This is a genomic window from Methylobacterium sp. J-118, assembly GCF_057836565.1.
The window spans coordinates 1,835,948-1,852,368 of record NZ_JBYQFA010000001.1 but is presented as its reverse complement, the minus strand read 5'-3'; the positions used below and the strand labels follow the sequence as shown (position 1 = coordinate 1,852,368).

General features: G+C 72.3%; 22 protein-coding genes. 12 read left to right on the top strand and 10 right to left on the bottom strand.

Features of this window, described 5'->3' with window-relative positions; all coding sequences use genetic code 11:
• The first annotated feature begins 100 nt into the window (after positions 1 to 100).
• The 6 genes from fumC to AC3IF3_RS08985 all read left to right on the top strand — a co-directional run bounded on the left by fumC (position 101) and on the right by AC3IF3_RS08985 (position 4,115).
• The gene (gene fumC, locus AC3IF3_RS09010; protein WP_489228376.1) at positions 101 to 1,510 is read left to right on the top strand and encodes a class II fumarate hydratase; all 1,410 of its coding nucleotides are present in this window, start codon (positions 101 to 103) and stop codon (positions 1,508 to 1,510) included.
• 63 nt (positions 1,511 to 1,573) lie between these two features.
• A complete protein-coding gene (locus tag AC3IF3_RS09005; RefSeq protein WP_243971143.1) occupies positions 1,574 to 1,777 on the top strand; it encodes a DUF4169 family protein in 204 nt (67 codons plus the stop codon).
• Complete coding sequence (locus AC3IF3_RS09000; protein ID WP_243971144.1) at positions 1,774 to 2,019, top strand: ribbon-helix-helix domain-containing protein; 246 nt, start codon at positions 1,774 to 1,776, stop codon at positions 2,017 to 2,019. The genes AC3IF3_RS09005 and AC3IF3_RS09000 overlap by 4 nt, the downstream gene beginning before the upstream one ends.
• 81 nt (positions 2,020 to 2,100) lie before the next feature.
• On the top strand, positions 2,101 to 2,718 hold the full coding sequence (locus AC3IF3_RS08995; protein WP_243971146.1) for a ParB-like protein: 618 nt from the start codon (positions 2,101 to 2,103) through the stop codon (positions 2,716 to 2,718).
• A 255-nt stretch (positions 2,719 to 2,973) separates the two neighbouring features.
• Positions 2,974 to 3,906: a penicillin-insensitive murein endopeptidase gene (gene mepA, locus AC3IF3_RS08990; RefSeq protein WP_243971148.1), complete on the top strand. Its 933-nt coding sequence runs from the start codon at positions 2,974 to 2,976 to the stop codon at positions 3,904 to 3,906.
• Positions 3,907 to 3,956: 50 nt separating this feature from the next.
• Complete coding sequence (locus tag AC3IF3_RS08985; RefSeq protein WP_243971150.1) at positions 3,957 to 4,115, top strand: hypothetical protein; 159 nt, start codon at positions 3,957 to 3,959, stop codon at positions 4,113 to 4,115.
• Positions 4,116 to 4,118: 3 nt separating this feature from the next.
• On the opposite strand, the gene msrA is transcribed toward AC3IF3_RS08985, so the two are convergent.
• Complete coding sequence (gene msrA / locus AC3IF3_RS08980) at positions 4,119 to 4,775, bottom strand: peptide-methionine (S)-S-oxide reductase MsrA (protein ID WP_489215300.1); 657 nt, start codon at positions 4,773 to 4,775, stop codon at positions 4,119 to 4,121.
• 157 nt (positions 4,776 to 4,932) lie between these two features.
• On the opposite strand from msrA, the gene AC3IF3_RS08975 reads away from it, so the two are divergent.
• Positions 4,933 to 5,445 carry a PAS domain-containing protein gene (locus AC3IF3_RS08975; protein WP_489228375.1) on the top strand — a complete coding sequence of 171 codons (513 nt, stop codon included), beginning with the start codon at positions 4,933 to 4,935 and terminating at the stop codon, positions 5,443 to 5,445.
• Between the two features lie 13 nt (positions 5,446 to 5,458).
• Here the strand turns inward: AC3IF3_RS08975 and AC3IF3_RS08970 are convergent, their stop codons facing one another.
• Positions 5,459 to 5,779 carry a PetM family of cytochrome b6f complex subunit 7 gene (locus AC3IF3_RS08970; protein ID WP_489215296.1) on the bottom strand — a complete coding sequence of 107 codons (321 nt, stop codon included), beginning with the start codon at positions 5,777 to 5,779 and terminating at the stop codon, positions 5,459 to 5,461.
• Positions 5,780 to 5,976: 197 nt separating this feature from the next.
• Between AC3IF3_RS08970 and AC3IF3_RS08965 the strand changes: the two genes are divergently transcribed.
• Positions 5,977 to 6,654, top strand: a complete 678-nt coding sequence (locus tag AC3IF3_RS08965; RefSeq protein ID WP_489215294.1) for an HAD family hydrolase — start codon at positions 5,977 to 5,979, stop codon at positions 6,652 to 6,654.
• 395 nt (positions 6,655 to 7,049) lie between these two features.
• Positions 7,050 to 7,337: a hypothetical protein gene (locus tag AC3IF3_RS08960; RefSeq protein ID WP_489215292.1), complete on the top strand. Its 288-nt coding sequence runs from the start codon at positions 7,050 to 7,052 to the stop codon at positions 7,335 to 7,337.
• Positions 7,338 to 7,386: 49 nt separating this feature from the next.
• Here the strand turns inward: AC3IF3_RS08960 and AC3IF3_RS08955 are convergent, their stop codons facing one another.
• On the bottom strand, positions 7,387 to 8,109 hold the full coding sequence (locus tag AC3IF3_RS08955; protein ID WP_489228373.1) for an invasion associated locus b family protein: 723 nt from the start codon (positions 8,107 to 8,109) through the stop codon (positions 7,387 to 7,389).
• 106 nt (positions 8,110 to 8,215) lie between these two features.
• On the bottom strand, positions 8,216 to 8,497 hold the full coding sequence (locus AC3IF3_RS08950; protein WP_489228372.1) for a hypothetical protein: 282 nt from the start codon (positions 8,495 to 8,497) through the stop codon (positions 8,216 to 8,218).
• Positions 8,498 to 8,573: 76 nt separating this feature from the next.
• Here AC3IF3_RS08950 and AC3IF3_RS08945 point away from each other — a divergent pair, with 76 nt between their 5' ends.
• Positions 8,574 to 8,780, top strand: a complete 207-nt coding sequence (locus AC3IF3_RS08945) for a hypothetical protein (protein WP_489228370.1) — start codon at positions 8,574 to 8,576, stop codon at positions 8,778 to 8,780.
• A gap of 773 nt (positions 8,781 to 9,553) precedes the next feature.
• Positions 9,554 to 10,048 (top strand): DUF305 domain-containing protein, encoded by a 495-nt coding sequence (locus tag AC3IF3_RS08940; RefSeq protein WP_489215286.1) that lies wholly within the window; start codon positions 9,554 to 9,556, stop codon positions 10,046 to 10,048.
• Between the two features lie 252 nt (positions 10,049 to 10,300).
• On the opposite strand, the gene AC3IF3_RS08935 is transcribed toward AC3IF3_RS08940, so the two are convergent.
• Together AC3IF3_RS08935 and AC3IF3_RS08930 are read right to left on the bottom strand one after the other, a co-directional pair.
• Positions 10,301 to 10,981 (bottom strand): peptidoglycan-binding domain-containing protein, encoded by a 681-nt coding sequence (locus AC3IF3_RS08935; RefSeq protein ID WP_489228368.1) that lies wholly within the window; start codon positions 10,979 to 10,981, stop codon positions 10,301 to 10,303.
• Positions 10,982 to 11,008: 27 nt separating this feature from the next.
• Positions 11,009 to 12,901 (bottom strand): PAS domain-containing sensor histidine kinase, encoded by a 1,893-nt coding sequence (locus AC3IF3_RS08930; RefSeq protein ID WP_489215282.1) that lies wholly within the window; start codon positions 12,899 to 12,901, stop codon positions 11,009 to 11,011.
• A 295-nt stretch (positions 12,902 to 13,196) separates the two neighbouring features.
• Here AC3IF3_RS08930 and AC3IF3_RS08925 point away from each other — a divergent pair, with 295 nt between their 5' ends.
• Positions 13,197 to 13,502 (top strand): hypothetical protein, encoded by a 306-nt coding sequence (locus AC3IF3_RS08925; protein ID WP_489228366.1) that lies wholly within the window; start codon positions 13,197 to 13,199, stop codon positions 13,500 to 13,502.
• A gap of 11 nt (positions 13,503 to 13,513) precedes the next feature.
• Here AC3IF3_RS08925 and AC3IF3_RS08920 read toward each other — a convergent pair whose 3' ends face one another.
• The 4 genes from AC3IF3_RS08920 to AC3IF3_RS08905 form a co-directional block, all read right to left on the bottom strand.
• The gene (locus AC3IF3_RS08920) at positions 13,514 to 14,644 is read right to left on the bottom strand and encodes a DUF2336 domain-containing protein (RefSeq protein ID WP_489228365.1); all 1,131 of its coding nucleotides are present in this window, start codon (positions 14,642 to 14,644) and stop codon (positions 13,514 to 13,516) included.
• A 155-nt stretch (positions 14,645 to 14,799) separates the two neighbouring features.
• On the bottom strand, positions 14,800 to 15,153 hold the full coding sequence (locus AC3IF3_RS08915; RefSeq protein ID WP_489228363.1) for a hypothetical protein: 354 nt from the start codon (positions 15,151 to 15,153) through the stop codon (positions 14,800 to 14,802).
• A 71-nt stretch (positions 15,154 to 15,224) separates the two neighbouring features.
• Positions 15,225 to 15,686 carry a GNAT family N-acetyltransferase gene (locus tag AC3IF3_RS08910; RefSeq protein WP_489228362.1) on the bottom strand — a complete coding sequence of 154 codons (462 nt, stop codon included), beginning with the start codon at positions 15,684 to 15,686 and terminating at the stop codon, positions 15,225 to 15,227.
• Between the two features lie 38 nt (positions 15,687 to 15,724).
• Entirely contained in the window at positions 15,725 to 16,252 is a 528-nt protein-coding gene (locus AC3IF3_RS08905) for a cupin domain-containing protein (RefSeq protein WP_243971176.1), read from the bottom strand.
• Between the last annotated feature and the right edge of the window lie 169 nt (positions 16,253 to 16,421).

Genomic DNA, 16,421 nt, shown 5'->3' with positions numbered 1-16,421 from the left:
AGAGCCCCGCCCTTGTCGGTGCGCCGGGGAAAACCGGCATCGCGATTCACCCGCGCCTCATTTAAGTAGGCACCGCACTGCACCAGACGTAGAGGCCACGATGTCGCCCACCGAGACCGCCACCCGCACCGAGTCCGACACCTTCGGTCCGATCGAGGTCCCGGCGCATCGCTACTGGGGCGCGCAGACCCAGCGCTCGATCCAGAACTTCAAGATCGGCACCGACCGGATGCCGGCGCCGCTGGTGCACGCGCTCGGCCTCGTGAAGCAGGCCGCCGCCCTGGTGAACAAGGATCTCGGCGCCCTGGAACCGAAGCTCGCCGACGCCATCGCGGCCTCGGCCGCCGAGGTGGTGGAGGGCCGCTACGACGACGAGTTTCCGCTCGTCATCTACCAGACCGGCTCGGGCACCCAGTCCAACATGAATGCCAACGAGGTGATCGCCAGCCTCGCCAACGAGCGGCTCGGGGCTAAGCGCGGCGGCAAGTCCCCGGTCCACCCGAACGACCATTGCAACCGCGGCCAGTCCTCCAACGACACCTTCCCCACCGCCATGCACATCGCGGTGGCGCGGGAGATCCAGGGCCGCCTCCTGCCGGCCCTGAGCCACCTGCACACGGCCCTCGACGCCAAGGCCCGGGCGTTCGCCTCGATCGTCAAGATCGGCCGCACCCACCTGCAGGACGCGACCCCGGTCTCCCTCGGCCAGGAATTCTCCGGCTATGCCGCGCAGGTGGCTCTGGGCGGGGCGCGCGTCGCCGCGACCCTGCCGGGCGTGCTGGCGCTGGCCCAGGGCGGCACCGCGGTCGGCACCGGCCTCAACGCCCACCCGGAATTCGCCGACCGGTTCGCCGCCAAGGTCGCGGAACTGACCGGGCTGTCCTTCACCTCGGCCGAGAACAAGTTCGAGGCGCTGGCCACCCACGACGCCCTGGTGTTCACGCAGGGCGCGCTCGCCGCCCTCGCCGCCGGCCTGTTCAAGATCGCCCAGGACATCCGCTTCCTCGGCTCCGGCCCGCGCTCCGGCCTCGGCGAGCTGTCCCTGCCCGAGAACGAGCCCGGCTCCTCGATCATGCCCGGCAAGGTCAACCCGACCCAGTGCGAGGCGCTGACCATGGTCTGCGCCCAGGTAATCGGCAACGGCACCACGGTGAGCTTCGCCGGCAGCCAGGGCAATTTCGAGCTCAACGTGTTCAAGCCGGTGATCGCCAACGCGGTGCTGCAGTCGATCCGGCTGCTCGCCGACGCGGCGGTGAGCTTCACCGACAATTGCGTGGTCGGCATCAAGGCGAACGAGGACAAGATCGCCGACCTGATGAGCCGCTCCCTCATGCTGGTGACGGCGCTCGCCCCCTCGATCGGCTACGACAAGGCCGCCGAGATCGCCAAGACGGCGCACAAGAACGGCACGACCCTCAAGCAGGAGGCCCTGCGCCTCGGCTACGTCACCGAGGCGGAGTTCGAGCGCGTGGTCCGGCCGGAGACCATGCTGGCCCCCAGCGCCGACTGATTTTTTTTGGGATCTGGCCGGCGCGTCTCTCATGCGCCGGTCGCCACCATCGGGAGGCGATCCGTGGCTGAGATCATCAACCTGCGTCAGGTCCGCAAGGCGAAGGCCCGCGCCGGGGCCGACGCGAAGGCCGAGGCCAACCGGATCGCCTTCGGGCAGCCGAAGAAGGCCAAGACCCTCCAGCAGCGGCGCAAGTCCCTGGAGATCGAGCGCCACGAGGGCCATCGCCTCGACCGGCGCGAGCCGGATCCCGATTCGGCGGAATGACCGGTCCCTCCGTGGGCGCGGGCGTCACCAAGCGCTCCGTGATGATCGCCGGGCACCGCACCAGCATATCCCTGGAGGAGCCGTTCTGGGCGGCGTTGCGCGAGGTCGCGGCGGCCCGGGGCCAGTCGGTCCAGGCCCTCGTCGGGGCCATCGATGCCGGGCGCGGCGGGCAGAACCTGTCCTCGGCGATCCGGGTGTTCGTGCTGGACGCGGTGCGCCGGCCGCCGCTGCAGCAAACGTGAGCGCCCGCGGGCCGGCTTGGCCTTTCAGGCTGCGGCGTTGTGTGACATCCCCATGACAAGACCACGCAGGAAGCACGACTCATGACCACCCGAGAACCGCTGCTCAAGCCCGTCCCGATCGCCGAGTTGCGGCCGACCCAGATGACCGTGGGCTACCGGGAAGTCGCGGAGAAGCGGCGCCGCTGGCGGGCCTATGACGGCGACAAGAAGCGGGAATTCCTCGGTGCTCACCAGATCCCGACGGTGCTGGGCCCCAAGAAGCGCCACTACGTCGTCGATCATCACCACCTCTCCCGCGCCCTGCAGGAGGAGGGCGTCAAGGATGTGCTGGTGACGGTGATCGCCGACCTGCACCATCTCGAGAAGGACGCGTTCTGGACGGTGTGCGATCACAAGTCCTGGGTCTATCCCTACGATGCCGAGGGGGTGCGCCGCGACTTCAAGGACCTCCCGAAGACGATCGCCGACCTCGCCGACGATCCCTTCCGCAGCCTGGCGGGCGAATTGCGCCGGGCCGGCGGCTTCGCCAAGGACACGACGCCGTTCAGCGAGTTCCTGTGGGCGGATTTCCTCCGGCGCAACATCAAGGAGAAGCGTGTCGAGCACGATTTCTCGGCGGCGATGGAGAAGGCCATGGCGCTGGCCAAGTCCAAGGATGCCGGCTACCTGCCCGGCTGGTGCGGCCCCTCGGAGGGCTGAGGCGCCCTCGGATCCCCCGATAGGGCGCCGCGTCGCCGCGGCGGTGGATCTGTTCCTCCCGGGCGCCGTCCGTGGCCGGATCGGTGTCCTCGGGGCTGCGGGCCGGGGCGGCGCACATCTGGGCCGATCGCCCGGTCGCCGTCATCGGTGCTGCCCGAGCTGTCGTGCGCGTCTGCCCGAAAAACGCCCCTTGCTGGGGCCACGTTCCGGCGCGCGCCCGCGCCCGCCCTCCCGATGACGGACGAACAGCCCCGCATGCCGATGCCGCGCCCTGCCATCCCTCTGGCCAAGAGCCTGATGCTCGCCGCCCTGCTCCTGCCCGCCGCCGCGCACGCCCAGGACCTCGGCAGCGTCAACCCGAAGCCCCTGCCGCCGCTGGAGCATCCGGACGCCCCATCGACCCCCGCCAAGGCCCTGTTCGGGCGCGTCACCCGGGGCTCGTCCGGGCCGGCCCATATCTACGGGTTCTACGCCAAGGGCTGCTTCGCCGGCGGCGAGGCCCTGCCGCTGGACGGGCCGAGCTGGCAGGTCATGCGCCCGTCCCGCAACCGGATGTGGGGCACGCCGTATCTTGTCACCTTCCTGGAGCGGCTGTCGCAGAAGGCCGGCCGGGTGGGCTGGCCGGGGCTGCTCGTCGGCGACATGGCCCAGCCCCGGGGCGGCCCGATGATCACGGGCCACGCCTCGCACCAGATCGGCATCGACGCCGATGTCTGGCTGACGCCGATGCCCGATCACCGCATGAGCCGGGCGGAGCGCGAGGAGACCTCGGCCACCGACATGGTCCGGCCCGACCGGCTCGACATCGACCCGCAGGTCTGGACTCCGACGCATCTGCAATTGATCAAGCTCACCGCCGAGCAGCCGGAGGTGGAGCGCATCTTCGTCAACGCGGCGATCAAGAAGGCGCTCTGCCGCGAGGCCGCGGGCAGTTCCTGGATGTCCAAGGTGCGACCGATGTACGGGCACAACTACCACTACCATATCCGGCTCTCCTGCCCGGCCGGCCAGGAGGATTGCCAGCCGCAGGCCCCGCCCCCGGGCGGCGACGGCTGCGACGACCTCGGCTACTGGTTCTCGGACGCGGTGCTCCATCCCAAGCCCGCCAAGACGCCGGCCAAGCCGAAGCCCGCCATGACCATGGCGGCCCTGCCGGCCGCCTGCCGGACGGTGCTCAAGGCGCCGTGAGGCGATCGGCGGCGGTTCGCGAACCGGGCATGCCGTGCTAACGCCCCGGAATGCCCCGCTGGCTTTTCCTCATCCTCGCCACCGCCGTCGCCCTCTCGGTCCTGGGCAGCGTGCTGATCGTGCTGCGCAGCCCGAACAGCACGCCGCCCCTGGGGGGCAGCGCCCCCGCGGCGGCAGGCGCACCGCCGCGGCCCGGCGGCAACCCGTGAGGCTCAGGCCGCGACGCCGGTCCCCACCGGGCAGCTGACGCCGGTGCCGCCCAGGCCGCAATAGCCGCTGGGGTTCTTGGCGAGGTACTGCTGGTGGTAGCCTTCCGCGAAGTAGAACTGCTCCAGCGGCCGGATCTCGGTGGTCACGTCCGGGTAGCCGCGCGCCTGCAGGGCCTCGGCATAGGCCGTCCGCACCGCCCGGGCGGTCGCCTCCTGCGCCGGACCGGTGGTGTAGATCCCCGACCGGTACTGCGTGCCGACATCGTTGCCCTGGCGCATGCCCTGGGTCGGGTTGTGGCTCTCGAAGAAGGTCCGCAGCAGCGCGTCCAGCGGCAGGACCGCCGGGTCGAAGGCGACCAGCACCACCTCGTTGTGGCCGGTCTGGCCGGAGCAGACCTCTTCGTAGGTCGGGTTCGGGGTTAAGCCGCCGGCATAGCCCACGGCCGTCACGAACACGCCCTGCGGCACTTGCCAGAACCGGCGCTCGGCGCCCCAGAAGCAGCCGAGCCCGAGGACGATCGTCTCGGTGCCCGGCGGATAGGGCCCCTTGAGCGGGTTGCCGTTGACGTAGTGGGTCTCGGCGGTCGGGAGCGGCGTCGGGCGGCCGGGCAGGGCGTCGGCGGGGCTCGGCATCTCGGGGCGCTTGCGGAACAGGAACATCGGCTTGCCTTCCGGTCACTCGGGTCCCGCCAATATGGGGACGCGCCCGTCGACGAGAAAGCTTCCGGGCTCTTCGAAGCGCGAAACCTAGACGAAGGACTGGACCTCGCTGACGATTTCCGGCTTGTAGCCCGCAGGGGGCGGCCCGGGTGCCGCCATGCGGGGGCGGGGCCGGATGGAGACGGGCGGGAGTGCCACGGGCCACGTGCCGGACAACCTCAAGATGGAGGCGCACCGGGGCGATCCCTTCGCGGCGGCCGTCCGCGCGACCCGGATGCCGATGATTATCACGGACCCGCGGCAGCACGACAATCCGATCGTGTTCGTGAACGACGCCTTCCTGAAGCTCACCGGCTATACCCGGCTCGACGTGACCGGCCGGAACTGCCGCTTCCTCCAGGGGCCGGAGACCGATCCGGCGGCCGTCGACCGGCTCCGCGACGCCATACGGCAGCAGGCGGACATCCGGGTCGATCTGGTCAATTACCGCAAGGACGGCTCGACCTTCCACAACGCGCTCTATGTCGGGCCGGTGCGGGATGCGGCCGGCACGGTCGTCTACTACTTCGCCTCGCAGATCGACGTGAGCGAGCGCTACGCCCTGACCGCCGAGATCGAGCGGCTGAAGGGCGAGCTCGCCGAGGCCAGGGCCCGGCTCGACGGGCGATAGGGGCGCGGCGCGCTCAGGGCTTCGTCAGGAAGCCGATCGGCTCACGGCCGGGCTGGCCGAGCCAGAGCAGCACCGCCCCGAGCCCCAGCCCGATCAGCGAGGCCGGCGCCAGGGTGAGCGGCAGACCCAGCACGTGCCACAGCCAGGGTGCCGCCCCCTCGACGCTGCCCTGCAGGGCGCCGGCCCGGTCCTTGAACAGGGTGGCGATCACCTCGGAGAGCGCCGTCACCCGCAGGCCGTTATTGGCGATGGAGCGGGCACCGTCATAGACCAACGCGACGAAGCCGCCGGCCATCAGCAGGAAGCCCAGGACGCGGACCAGGAAGCGGAGCATCGCGGATTCTTCCGAAGCCTTCTTGCGCGCCCGGCCGGCGCCCGCCCAGGGAGTATGAGGCCGGGCCGCCGGGTGCAAGGGCGGCCACGGGTCGTGGGCTCCGCGCGGCGAAGCGTCGACCCCGCGCGGTTGCCGGTCCGGGGAGCCCGTGTCACAGGGGCGGGCGGCGGCGGGCCGTGGGGGAAGAACGGTCGGTCTTGGACGCGCGTGCGAAACAACTCGGCCTCGTGATCTTCGATTGCGACGGCGTCCTGGTCGACAGCGAGCCCCTGAGCCTCGCCTGCCTCACCGCCGGCCTCGTCCGGATCGGCGTGGCGATCGACCTCGCCACCGTGCGGAGGCGCTTCACCGGCATGGCGATGCCCTCGATCATGGCGCAGGTCGCCCAGGATTACGGGGTCACGGCGCCCCCGGATTTCGTCGCGGCGGTCAAGGAAGAGACCCTGGCGCTGTTCGATGCGGACTTGAAGGCGATGCGCGGCGTCGCCGCGGCGGTCGCGGCCCTCGGCCTGCCGTCCTGCGTGGCCTCGAGCAGCGATCCGGTGCGCCTGCGCCATTCCCTGACGCTGACCGGGCTGCTGCCTCTGTTCGGCGCGCACGTCTTCTCCTCGTCCCAGGTGGCCCGCGGCAAGCCCTTCCCGGACCTGTTCCTGTTCGCCGCCGCCCGCATGGGGGTCGCCCCCGGGGCCTGTCTGGTGATCGAGGACAGCGTGCCCGGCGTCACGGCCGCCCGGAGCGCCGGCATGCGGGTCGCCGGGTTCACCGGCGGCGGTCATTGGGGCCACGACCCCGCGGGGGCCGACCTCGTGCGCGCCGGCGCCGCCCCGATCTTCTCGGATTTCTCCGATCTCGCGGCCATCGTCGAAGGCGCCTGACGGATCCCGTCTCCCCGGAGCCCGATCGGGGCCGCGCCCCTGCCAGAGGGGCCCCGAAAAACGGAATTCGGTTCCGTTGACGGGGCGCGGCGGCGGCGCCATCTTCGGTGGTGCCGCGGAGGGGTCGTCCCCGCCGCAGCCGCGGTGATTTGAGAAGCGTCGCTTGCGCCGCGTCATCAAACGCTAAAGCACTGCGACGGCCCCAGCGCCGCGCGGTCCTTCAGTCTGGAGGACATCCGATGTCGAGCCGGCTTCACCCCGACGCCCACGCGCTCCCGAACGCGCCCTGCTCCCGCGCTCAAGACCGGCGCTGTCGACGCTAGCGCGCCGACCATCATGCAGCAGTCATCGCGTTCCGGCATGGCTTCACGCCGGCCCAGGGAGTTCCAAGTGCCATGCACAGTCTCTTCACAGAGCCCACGCCCGGCGACCGCCTTACCCCCGCCGAGCTGCCGTCGCCGGCTGAGCCGCCGCGGGTGATCGAGATCGGCGAGATCACCGCCGGGATCGCTGTGCCCGAAGGGCGCGGGGTGCGGTTCTTCTCGTCCGCCCGCGATTTCGACGGGCTCGACGGGGCCCTGTTCCGCACCGCCGAGCAGGCGGCCCGCGCGGCCCGGGCGCGGATGCGCCCCCGGGCTCAGGCCGACGCCCGGCAGGCTCAGCCCCGCCTCCGCCGGGCCTGACCCGAGCGACCGGCGCGTCGGCCCCGCCCGGATGATCCGGCCGGGCGGTCTACCGGCCGCACTCGTCGCGGGTGCGCTTCATGGCTTCGGCGAAGCCGCCGAGGGCGTATTCGTCGCTCGTCGGGTTGCCGCGCATCGAGGTGGTCTTGATGACGAGCTTCGGGTTGCGGGCGCTCATTTCGGAGACGACCCGTCCTTCCTCGGCGGGGTTCTGCAGCCACGCGTTCCCGTCCTTCACCACGAGGCCGTAGCGGCTGGCGCCGAGATTGAGGCTCGGATCGGTGGGCGCGGCGGCCGAGCCGGGCTTGAGTTGCGCGGCCGCGGGCTTCGACGGGAAGCCCAGCATCACCGCCACCTCGTTCTGGACGTTCTCGCCCTTGCGCACGCTCACGAACAGGTAGGCGGTGTCGCGCTTCAGGGTCTTGGGCGAGCGCGTCTGCGGCTGCGCGATGGCGTAGCAGAGCTTGCCGCGGCCGTCGCCGTTCACGAACACGTTCCAGTCGCCGAAGATCGCCACAGGCGTGGCCTGCTGCATGCCGGGGGGCGTGGCCGGCTTCCGCTCGGCGCGGCTCGGCCGCTGGCGGCCGCGCCGGCGCCCGCGCGTGGCAGGGGCGGCATCGTCGCCGCTCGTATCGGGGGCGGCCTCCTGCGCCTGGGCCACCGTCGCGGCCAGGCCGGCCGCGCCGACCAGGCCTCCGGGGAGGCCGGTGACGAGCCCGGATGAGAGCAGGATGAGGGCTCCGGCCGGGAGCAGGCGGGGGACGCGGACCATCTTCACTTCCTGACGACGGGCGGCCTCATCAGGAGCCGCACCGGGGACGAGGATTAGTGAAGCTTGCGTAAAACGTCGGCAAGATGGCGAGGCGGCTCAGCCGAGCTCAGATCGCCCAAGCCTCCGCGGCCTGGGCGGCGATCACGACGGCCACCGCGGCGACCGGCTCGACCGCCGCACCAACAGGGCAGGGCACCGCGTTCGGCTGAGCCGGGGCGGCGCGTTTGCGGGGCGGGTCGTTGTACGGGGTGTTGTATCCCTTCCGCACGGCCGCCCAGTAGCAATCCCGCGCCAGGTCCGAGCCCGTGAGGGCGGCGTCGATCATCGCTGTCGCCCACGCCGCGAGATCCGGTACCTCGTCCGGCTTCAGCCAACTCTCGACATGCATCCGGCGCACTCCGTTCCACACGGCGAAGCTTGTACCTGATCGGACTTAGCCAGATGGTGAACGCGCGGCGCCGGAGATGGTTGCGCTGCACAATTCCGGTTCGTGCCTGTGGGTAAGCGGGATGCTGGCCAACCAGACCGCCCGGGCCACCGACGGGATCGCGGCCCAGATCGGCGGGATCCAGGGGGCGACCCTGGACGCGGTCCTGGCGATCACCAGGATCGTCACGCGGATCACCGACCGCGATGGCGTGTCGGCCGCCCTCACGGCATGGGCGCCGTGAACAGGGTCCCGGCGGTCGAGGGTCTGAACGCAATCCGCTTGGCTATCTGAGCGGCTGGTTCCGACCCAACCGAGCCGCCCGGACCGCCGTCGGCGCTTCTCCAAAGCGGCTCTTCGTCAGCCCTCCGGCAACTTCGGCTTGGGGTGGGCAGCGGCGGTTGAAATCGGATCCGTTGATATCGGTTCTCAGCCCTGTAGCCCACAAATTGACGCCAGCCTGGGCCCACTGTTACGTCCCCAGCATCTGAACCTGGATGCCCGTCAAAGGCTGAGCTTGGGCCTTATCGCGTACCTGACAAGGATTATCGTTCTGGCCGTCATGCTGACGGCCGGCGGCGTTGTTGCGTCCGCGCAGGCTCACGAAGGCCATGGCGGAACCCACGCTGTCAGGCACGACCATTCGGGAGACGTCGGCGCCGCTGCGGGGGGTGTCGCGGCCGCGGCTACCATCGGGGCGAGTGCCATCCACCACGGGTGTCCCGACGGGAGCCCTGGTTGCCCGTCCTGCAACCTTGGGTCAGCGTGCTGCTCACCAGCCGTGACCGGTGACGTCGCCGGTCTCGCGGGTCCGAGCGATCGTGGTTGCCGGATCGCCTTCCCAGAGCCGCCGGTCCTGTCCGGGCGCGAGCCCGAGCGTCCGGCTGAGCCCCCGAGACCGCTCGGCGCCTGAGCCGCCGCCGGCGCGGGTCGTCGCGGCGCATCTCCGACCCTCCCAATTCTTCGCCCGGGATCCGCCGTCGAGCGGCCGATGGGGCGTATGCCATAGGACGTACCATGCGATATCTTATTGCCGCAGCCACGCTGCTGGCCGCCACCACGGCTGCGTGGGCCCAGCACCATGGTCACGACGCCAGACCGAAACCGGCCGCGGCGCAGACACCGGCCACGCAAGAGTTCGTGGCGGCCCATCATAGGATGATGGCGGCGATGGAACAGCCGTACACGGGCGATCCGGACGCGGATTTCCGCATCCAGATGATCCCGCACCACCAGGGCGCCATCGACATGGCTCGGGTTGCGCTGAGCCGTGCCAAGGACCCGTGGACGCGTCAGCTCGCCGAGGCAATCATCGTCGAGCAGCAGCGCGAGATCTACGACATGCGCAACTGGCTGGCCCGGCACGGCTACGCCGCGCCTCCCGGTGGCGAGCCGGTCCATGTGATCGGTTGGAACTCCTACCGGACCCTGCCGCCGAGTGAGGGCTCCCTGGAGGAGACACAGGGCCGGTCGTGGGCTCCTGGGTCGGGGCTGCCTGAACAAGGCCGGTAGCCGAAGATTGTCACGGCGGGATGGTAACGTCCCGCCGTGTTCAAAGGCTGGCCCTGAAACTATCGTCAGATGTGATGAATGAGATATAACACCTTTTCTTTGGGCGACGCGCGGGCGCGAAGATGACCTCCGCTTCAAGTCGTTGCTTCTCGAAAGCGGACTGGCGGACATCGCCAAGGCCAAGCTGGTTGAGTGCAGACCCCGGAATGATGCCGTGGCGGTGACAGACCGGGCTTTGTCCGGGACGATGCCCTAACCGTGGCCCGCCCGGGCGACCAGTTCGCGCAGCGTCCGGCCCGTGGCCGCGCCGGTGACCGGCAGCTTGGCGCCGCGCTCGAACGTCTCGATCGCCGCCCGGGTGCCCGGACCCATCGCGCCGTCCGGCTTGACCGCGTAGCCGAGCTTCGACAGGGCCCGCTGGGCCCGCAGCACCAGATCCGCGTCCGGCGCGGGCTTCGTCTTGAGGGTCGGCTTCGCGGCGGTCCGGGCCGGGGCGGCCTTCGGAGTCACCGACGCGGTGGTCTCGTCGGCGCGGATCAGCGCGCCGATCGCGTCCCGGGGCTCCGGCTTGGCGGGGGCTGGCGGCGCGGAGCGCTCCGGTTCGGTGCGGACCGGCTCCCGCGCGATCTCGCGCACCGGCTCCCGAACGGCCTCCCGCGCGGCGGGCGCCTTCTGGGCGAGCTTGGGCAGGATCGGGGCCGGATGGCGCCCGGCCTGGTAGCCGAGGGCGTTGACGCAGATGAATCCCGCCGCGCCCAAACCCACGAGGCTGCCGAGGACGGTGCCCGGGCTGTTCCGGCAGGTGGTGCCGGTCGCCCGCAGGGCACCGACGAGGACGGACCGCCAGTCGCCGGGGACCGCGGCGCGGCGCAGGGCGGGGCGACGCGCGCGGCCGGCTTCGCCCGGTACGGTGATCTCTCGGTAGCCTGACATCGGGTCTCCTTCCGGGGGATCTGTGGCTCAGCCGGTGCGGCGCAGGACCGAACCCGACGGGGCCGACTCGGGGCCCGGTTCCGCGTCGAACAGGCCGAGCGGCAGGCGCACCACGCGGCGCGGCGGGGGGGCGCCCCGCACGGCGGTGCGGATCGGGGCCGGGCTGCCTTCGGACGCCGGCGTCCGGCACAGGCGGGGCAGGGTCACGGTGACCACGGTGCCGGCCTGCGGCGCGCTCTCGATCAGCACCGCGCCGCCGTGCAGGCCGACCAGGCCCTGGACCACCGAGAGGCCGAGGCCAGTCCCCTCGTGGGGGCGCTTGTAGCCGCCGGCCCCGGCCTGGAAGAACGGCGTCCCGAGCTTGGGCAGGTCCTCGGCGCCGATCCCGAGCCCGGTATCGGCGACGACGATGTCCAGGCCGTCGATGCCGCCGCGCAGGGACAGGTCGACCCGGCCGCCGCGCGGGGTGAACTTCACGGCGTTCGAGATCAGGTTGATCAGGATCTGCCGGCAGGCGCCGGGGTCGGCGGTGATCTCCACCGGGCCGGAGGCGGAGACCGCGAGGGTGAGGCCCGCCGCCTCGGCCTTGAGGCGCATCAGGTCGCAGCAGGACCGCAGGAGCGACGCGATGTCGAAGGTCTCCGGCGCGTAGTCGAAGTTGCCGCTCTGGATCCGGCTCATGTCGAGGAGCGTGTTGACGACGCCGAGGAGGTGGTGGCCGGAGGCGCCGATGATCCCGGCATAGTCCCGCGCCTGGTCGGGGCCGAGGCTGAGGGCGCCTTCCCCCGCCAGCACCTCGGAGAAGCCGATGATCGCGTTGAGCGGCGTGCGCAGCTCGTGGGTGACGTTGGCCAGGAACCGGCCCTTGATCGCGTCGGCCCGCTCGGCCTCGGCGCGGGCGCGCTCCAGCTCCTCGGCGTGGCGGTGGTGCTCGGTCATGTCGCGGGTCACCGCCACCACCGCCAGGGCGGCGTCGTGGGACCCGTGCAGGATGCGGTGGGCGCGCATCTCCGCGTGGATCAGGCGCGCCCCGTCGGTCCGGCCGGCGCCGGCCTCCACGTGCAGGCGCAGCGGCAGGGTGGCGGGCCGCCCGGTCGCGGCGACGTCGCTCACCGCCTTGAGGAAGGCCGGCCGGTCCGCCACGTGGACCCGCTCCAGCAGGCCGTGGCCGCACAGCCGCGCCGGCGCGCTGCCGAGCAGCCGGGTCGCCGAGACCGAGGCCTCCAGCACGCGGCCGTTGCGGTCGTGCCAGGTCACGAGATCGTCGATCGCCGAGAGCAGCAGCCGGTCCCGGGCCTCGTTGTCGCGCAGCCGGGCGCGCCACGCCCCCTCGTTGCGCAGGTGCTCGAGCACCTGGGCGGCGACGTGGCCGATCGCCGTGATCGCGAAGGCCGGCAGGGCGAGGCCGGCGGAGATGTCCATGACCGGCAGGGCGCCCGCGACGGCGCCGAGCCCGACCACCGCCAGCACCCCGAGGATCGCCATGGCGGCGGCCGCGACCGTCGCGCGCAGCGATCCGGAGACCAGCGCCTCCACGGGGATCGCCACCAGCCAGACCGCGGCCGGGGAGGCGGTGCCCCCGGTGATGCTCGCCAGCGCCACCACGACCCCGGTCAGCCCCGCCGCGGAGACCGCGTGGGCGAGCCACAGGGATCCGGTGCGGACGAGCAGCACGGCGGCGAAGACCGGCAGCAGCAGGCTCGCGATCGTCAGCACCTCGACGCCCGACGGCACCCCGCGCCAGAGCAGGTAGGGCGGCAGCGCGGCCATCATCACGGCGCCCGTGGCGAGGCGCGACACCAGGAAGCGCTGGTGGCGGGCCCGGGCGGCCGCGTCGTCCGCGACGGTGGCGTGAACCAGCCCCGCGAGACGGTCGTCGATCAAGGAAGTCAGGACTTTTTTAATGGGCAAGGCTGGCACACGCCGCGATGTATGCGTTTCCGCATCCCTCGCGCCTCCGGTTCGACTTCGAACGACTTCCGGACGGTCGCAGAGCCGGCTTAAACGAGTGTTGCGCGACTTGCCCGAACGGTCAGGATGCTTTCCGCGAGGTAACCAAGCGTTCTGAGACAAGCTTCATTCACCATCGCGCGCGAAAGCCCGAACCGGTTGAGGGCCGGTTCACGAAACCCGTCGAATCCTCGCATCCGCGCCCCGTCCCGAAGGCCGGCCTTCGGGCTGAGCGGCGCGCGACACCGAGCGGAGAGACGAATCCATGACCGTCCTGCTGCGCGCCGTTCTGGTGATCGGCGTGCTCTCGTATCTCGCGCTGATGCGGAGCGGCGCCGATCCCGCCGGCGAGGCCCGCAAGCTCGCCGGGGCGGTGCCGGGCGCCGCGGCGGCGCTGCCGGCGGCCCTCGACGCCCTCCCGCCCGAGAGCGGTGAGCGGGCCGTCCGCGCCGTGCTCGCCCGGGGCCTGATGGCGGAACTGAGCCGCCGGGCCGGGGAGCCCCCGGCCTCGATCGACACCCTCGAGGAGGCCGACAGGCAGCCCGCCTGGCGGGGCGTCGCCCCCCGCTGACGGCTCTCTGGTCAGCCCGCCTTCGCGCTGGACGCGACCCCCGCCCGCCCCGGTGCGGGCGCGCGCTGCCCGGCTCCGCGTTCGGCGCCCTGGCGCAGCTTGGCCTCCGGTCCGTGCAGCGGCTGGTGCGGCTCGCTCCGCACGCGCTCGGCGAGCGGCCGGTCGAGGAGCGCCGCGACGAGGTCCCGGGCCGCCGGCCGGCTCACGGTGCGGAACAGGCGGACGAGGTCGGAGACGCGCTCGGCGGAGCGCGCCACCCCCTGGTTGAGGGTGAGGAAGACGTAGACCCCCTCCTCTTCGTGCAGGCCGGCGGCGCGCAGGCCCAGGGTCAGGAGGTCGTAGCGGGCGCTGGCGTCGGCCACCACGGTGAGGAAATCGCGCGGCAGGCCGAGGCCGTCCGCCAGGGCCGCCACGAAGGCGCCGACATCGTGCGCCGCCGAGAGCCCGGTCAGGACCGCGCCGAGGTCGCGGGGCGGCGGCGGGCACGGGCGCAGGGCGGCGGTCGCCTCCACGGCCCGGCCGATCACCGCGCGGCGCATCGGGTCGGCGTGCAGGTAGAGGGGCACGAGATCGGCCGCGGAGACGTCGGGGCGCACCAGGAGCAGCCGGGCGAGGTCGGCGGCGCCGCGGCCCCGGTCCACGAGCCGGGTCAGGGCGGCGCCCCAGAGGGTGATGCCGAGGTTGGCGGCCAGCGCCCGGTCGATCTCGGGCCGGCCCTCCCGGGAGAGGTCGTCCACCGCCTCGCGGCTCAGCCCGGCCCGGGCGGCGATGCGGGCGGCGATGTCGGAGCCATCGGCGAGGGCGGCCTCGATCAGGCCGCGGCTCAGCACCGGGGCCAGCTCCACCACCGCGTCGCGGGCGCCGCCGCCCCGGAACGCGAGCGCCTGCAGGACCGCCGGCGGCGTCTCGGGGCAGGGGGCGAGCTTTCGGGCGACCACCCGGGCCGTCTCCTCGTCCACCGTGGGGATCAGCCCGCAGGCCAGGGACTCGAAGATCTCGATCGCGTTCCGGTCCCGCACCGATGCCCGCACGAACAGATCGGTCTGCACCCGCAGGATCACGGGCTTGAGATCGAGATTCTCGATGCGTGAGAGTTCGAGGAGCCCGGACAGGTCCGGCGGAGCATCGACGGATGAGGGCATGGAGGATCGGTTTACGCAGGACTGCAGTAAGCTCACGCTAACTGCATCGACGTGAATCGACCTTTAAGGCGGCGCTGACGGGACCGTGCCGTCCTGCACCATCGCGGGCCACGGGCGGCGCACCCGCACCGCCGGTCACCGTCCGGCGCGGGGCCTCAATGCGTCAGCCAGAGCCCCAGCGCGAGCGCCACCGCCACCAGGACGATGACCCCGACGAAGGCGGGCACGACCCAGCTCTGCCGCTGGCGGGCGCGGCCCGCCGCGGCCTTCTCCGAGGGCGCCCGCTCGTTCTGCCGGGCGAGCCGGACCTCCTGCGAGCTCGGCGGCGTCCCGCCGGCCTCCTCGCAGGTCCCGAGCGGCGCCGCCCCGACATCCAGGTGCGGGGCCTTGTCGGCGGTGCGGCCGCTGTCGATGTCGGCCTTGAGCTGGGCGGAGGTCGGCGTATCCGAATCCGGCGGGGGATCGGCCGGGAGATTGGCGGGGGGCGGCGGGGTCTCGGAGCGCAACATGGTCGGGGTCTCCTGCGTATCCCGGTCAACGCCCGGACGGGCCGTCGGCTGCGGTCAGGATGTCGCGGGGCTCAGACGTCGCCGGATCCCCGCTTCAGGAGCGGGCGGGACAGGAGCCCGGCCGCCGCGACGAAGCCCGCCGCGGCGCAGAAAGCCTCCAGCGTATCCTGGCCGGGCCCGACGCTCAGGAGCAGCCGGTCGCAGCCCGCCTGCCGCGCCGCCCGCCCGACCGCCTTCAGCAGCACCCGCCCGATGCCGCGGCGCCGGGACTCGGCGGCGACCACGAGGGTCGTAATCAGGCCGGCGGGCCGGGGGGCGTCGAGGGTTCGGACGGGGGTGAGGGCGATCAGCCCGCTCGGCGGGCCCCATTCCACGGCGACGAGGGCGGTGCCGCCGTCCCGCTGCAGCCCCTCGAGCCGGGCCGCGAGATCGGCGGCGCCGACCGCGAGGCCGGCCTCGCCCAGCAGCGCCGCGAGGCCGGCGGCGTCGGGGCCGGCGGCCGCGCGGATCTCCAGCCCGTATCGATTGCCCAATGCGCGCCCCGCCCGGTCTCAGCCCGATCGATCGCCCGTCAGACCCGGCGCCAGCCCGGCTGCGACGGGTCGACCAGCCTGTAATTGACCGGCGCCATGCCGCAGATGGCGATCACCGCGGGCTCCGGCCCGTCGCGGACCACGCCGTCGTAATGCGGCGTCCCCGCGACCCGGCGCACGAAGCTGCCGGCCTTCACCGGCACGCACGCGGCGGGATCGAAATCCGCCCCGCTGTTGCACCACCACGTGCCGGACAGGACCATGCAGAACCGGTCGGAGGTGTAGGTGTGCGGCGCGCTCATGTAGCCCGGCCACCAGCGGATCAGCGTATAGTACAGGCCGGTGCCGTTGAGGTCGCCGGTGAGCGTGCACCGGTCGACGCTGCGCTCCGGGTAGTCCTTCGAGGGCTGCCACGGGAGATCGCCGGGGGCACGGATGATGGTCTGGTCGGGGTTCAGCGGGCTGCCCGTCGCCCCGTTCGCCAGGAGCAGCGGGAGCGTCCCGAGGAGCGAGGCCGCCAGCAGGTCGCGCCGGCTCGCCTCCGCCCGAATATGCGTCTCCGTCATCGCAGGATCCGTCCCTGTCGCCGGCGGCCAGCCCGCCGGCATCCGCACCGGCAACGCAGACGCCCGGGTTTCTCTCCCGGACCGGGCCCCCGCACGGTTTCAATCGCGCGGCGCTCTCAGCGGATCGGCCGGGCGTGGAACGCGCGGGGCGCCAACGGCATTGCTCCGC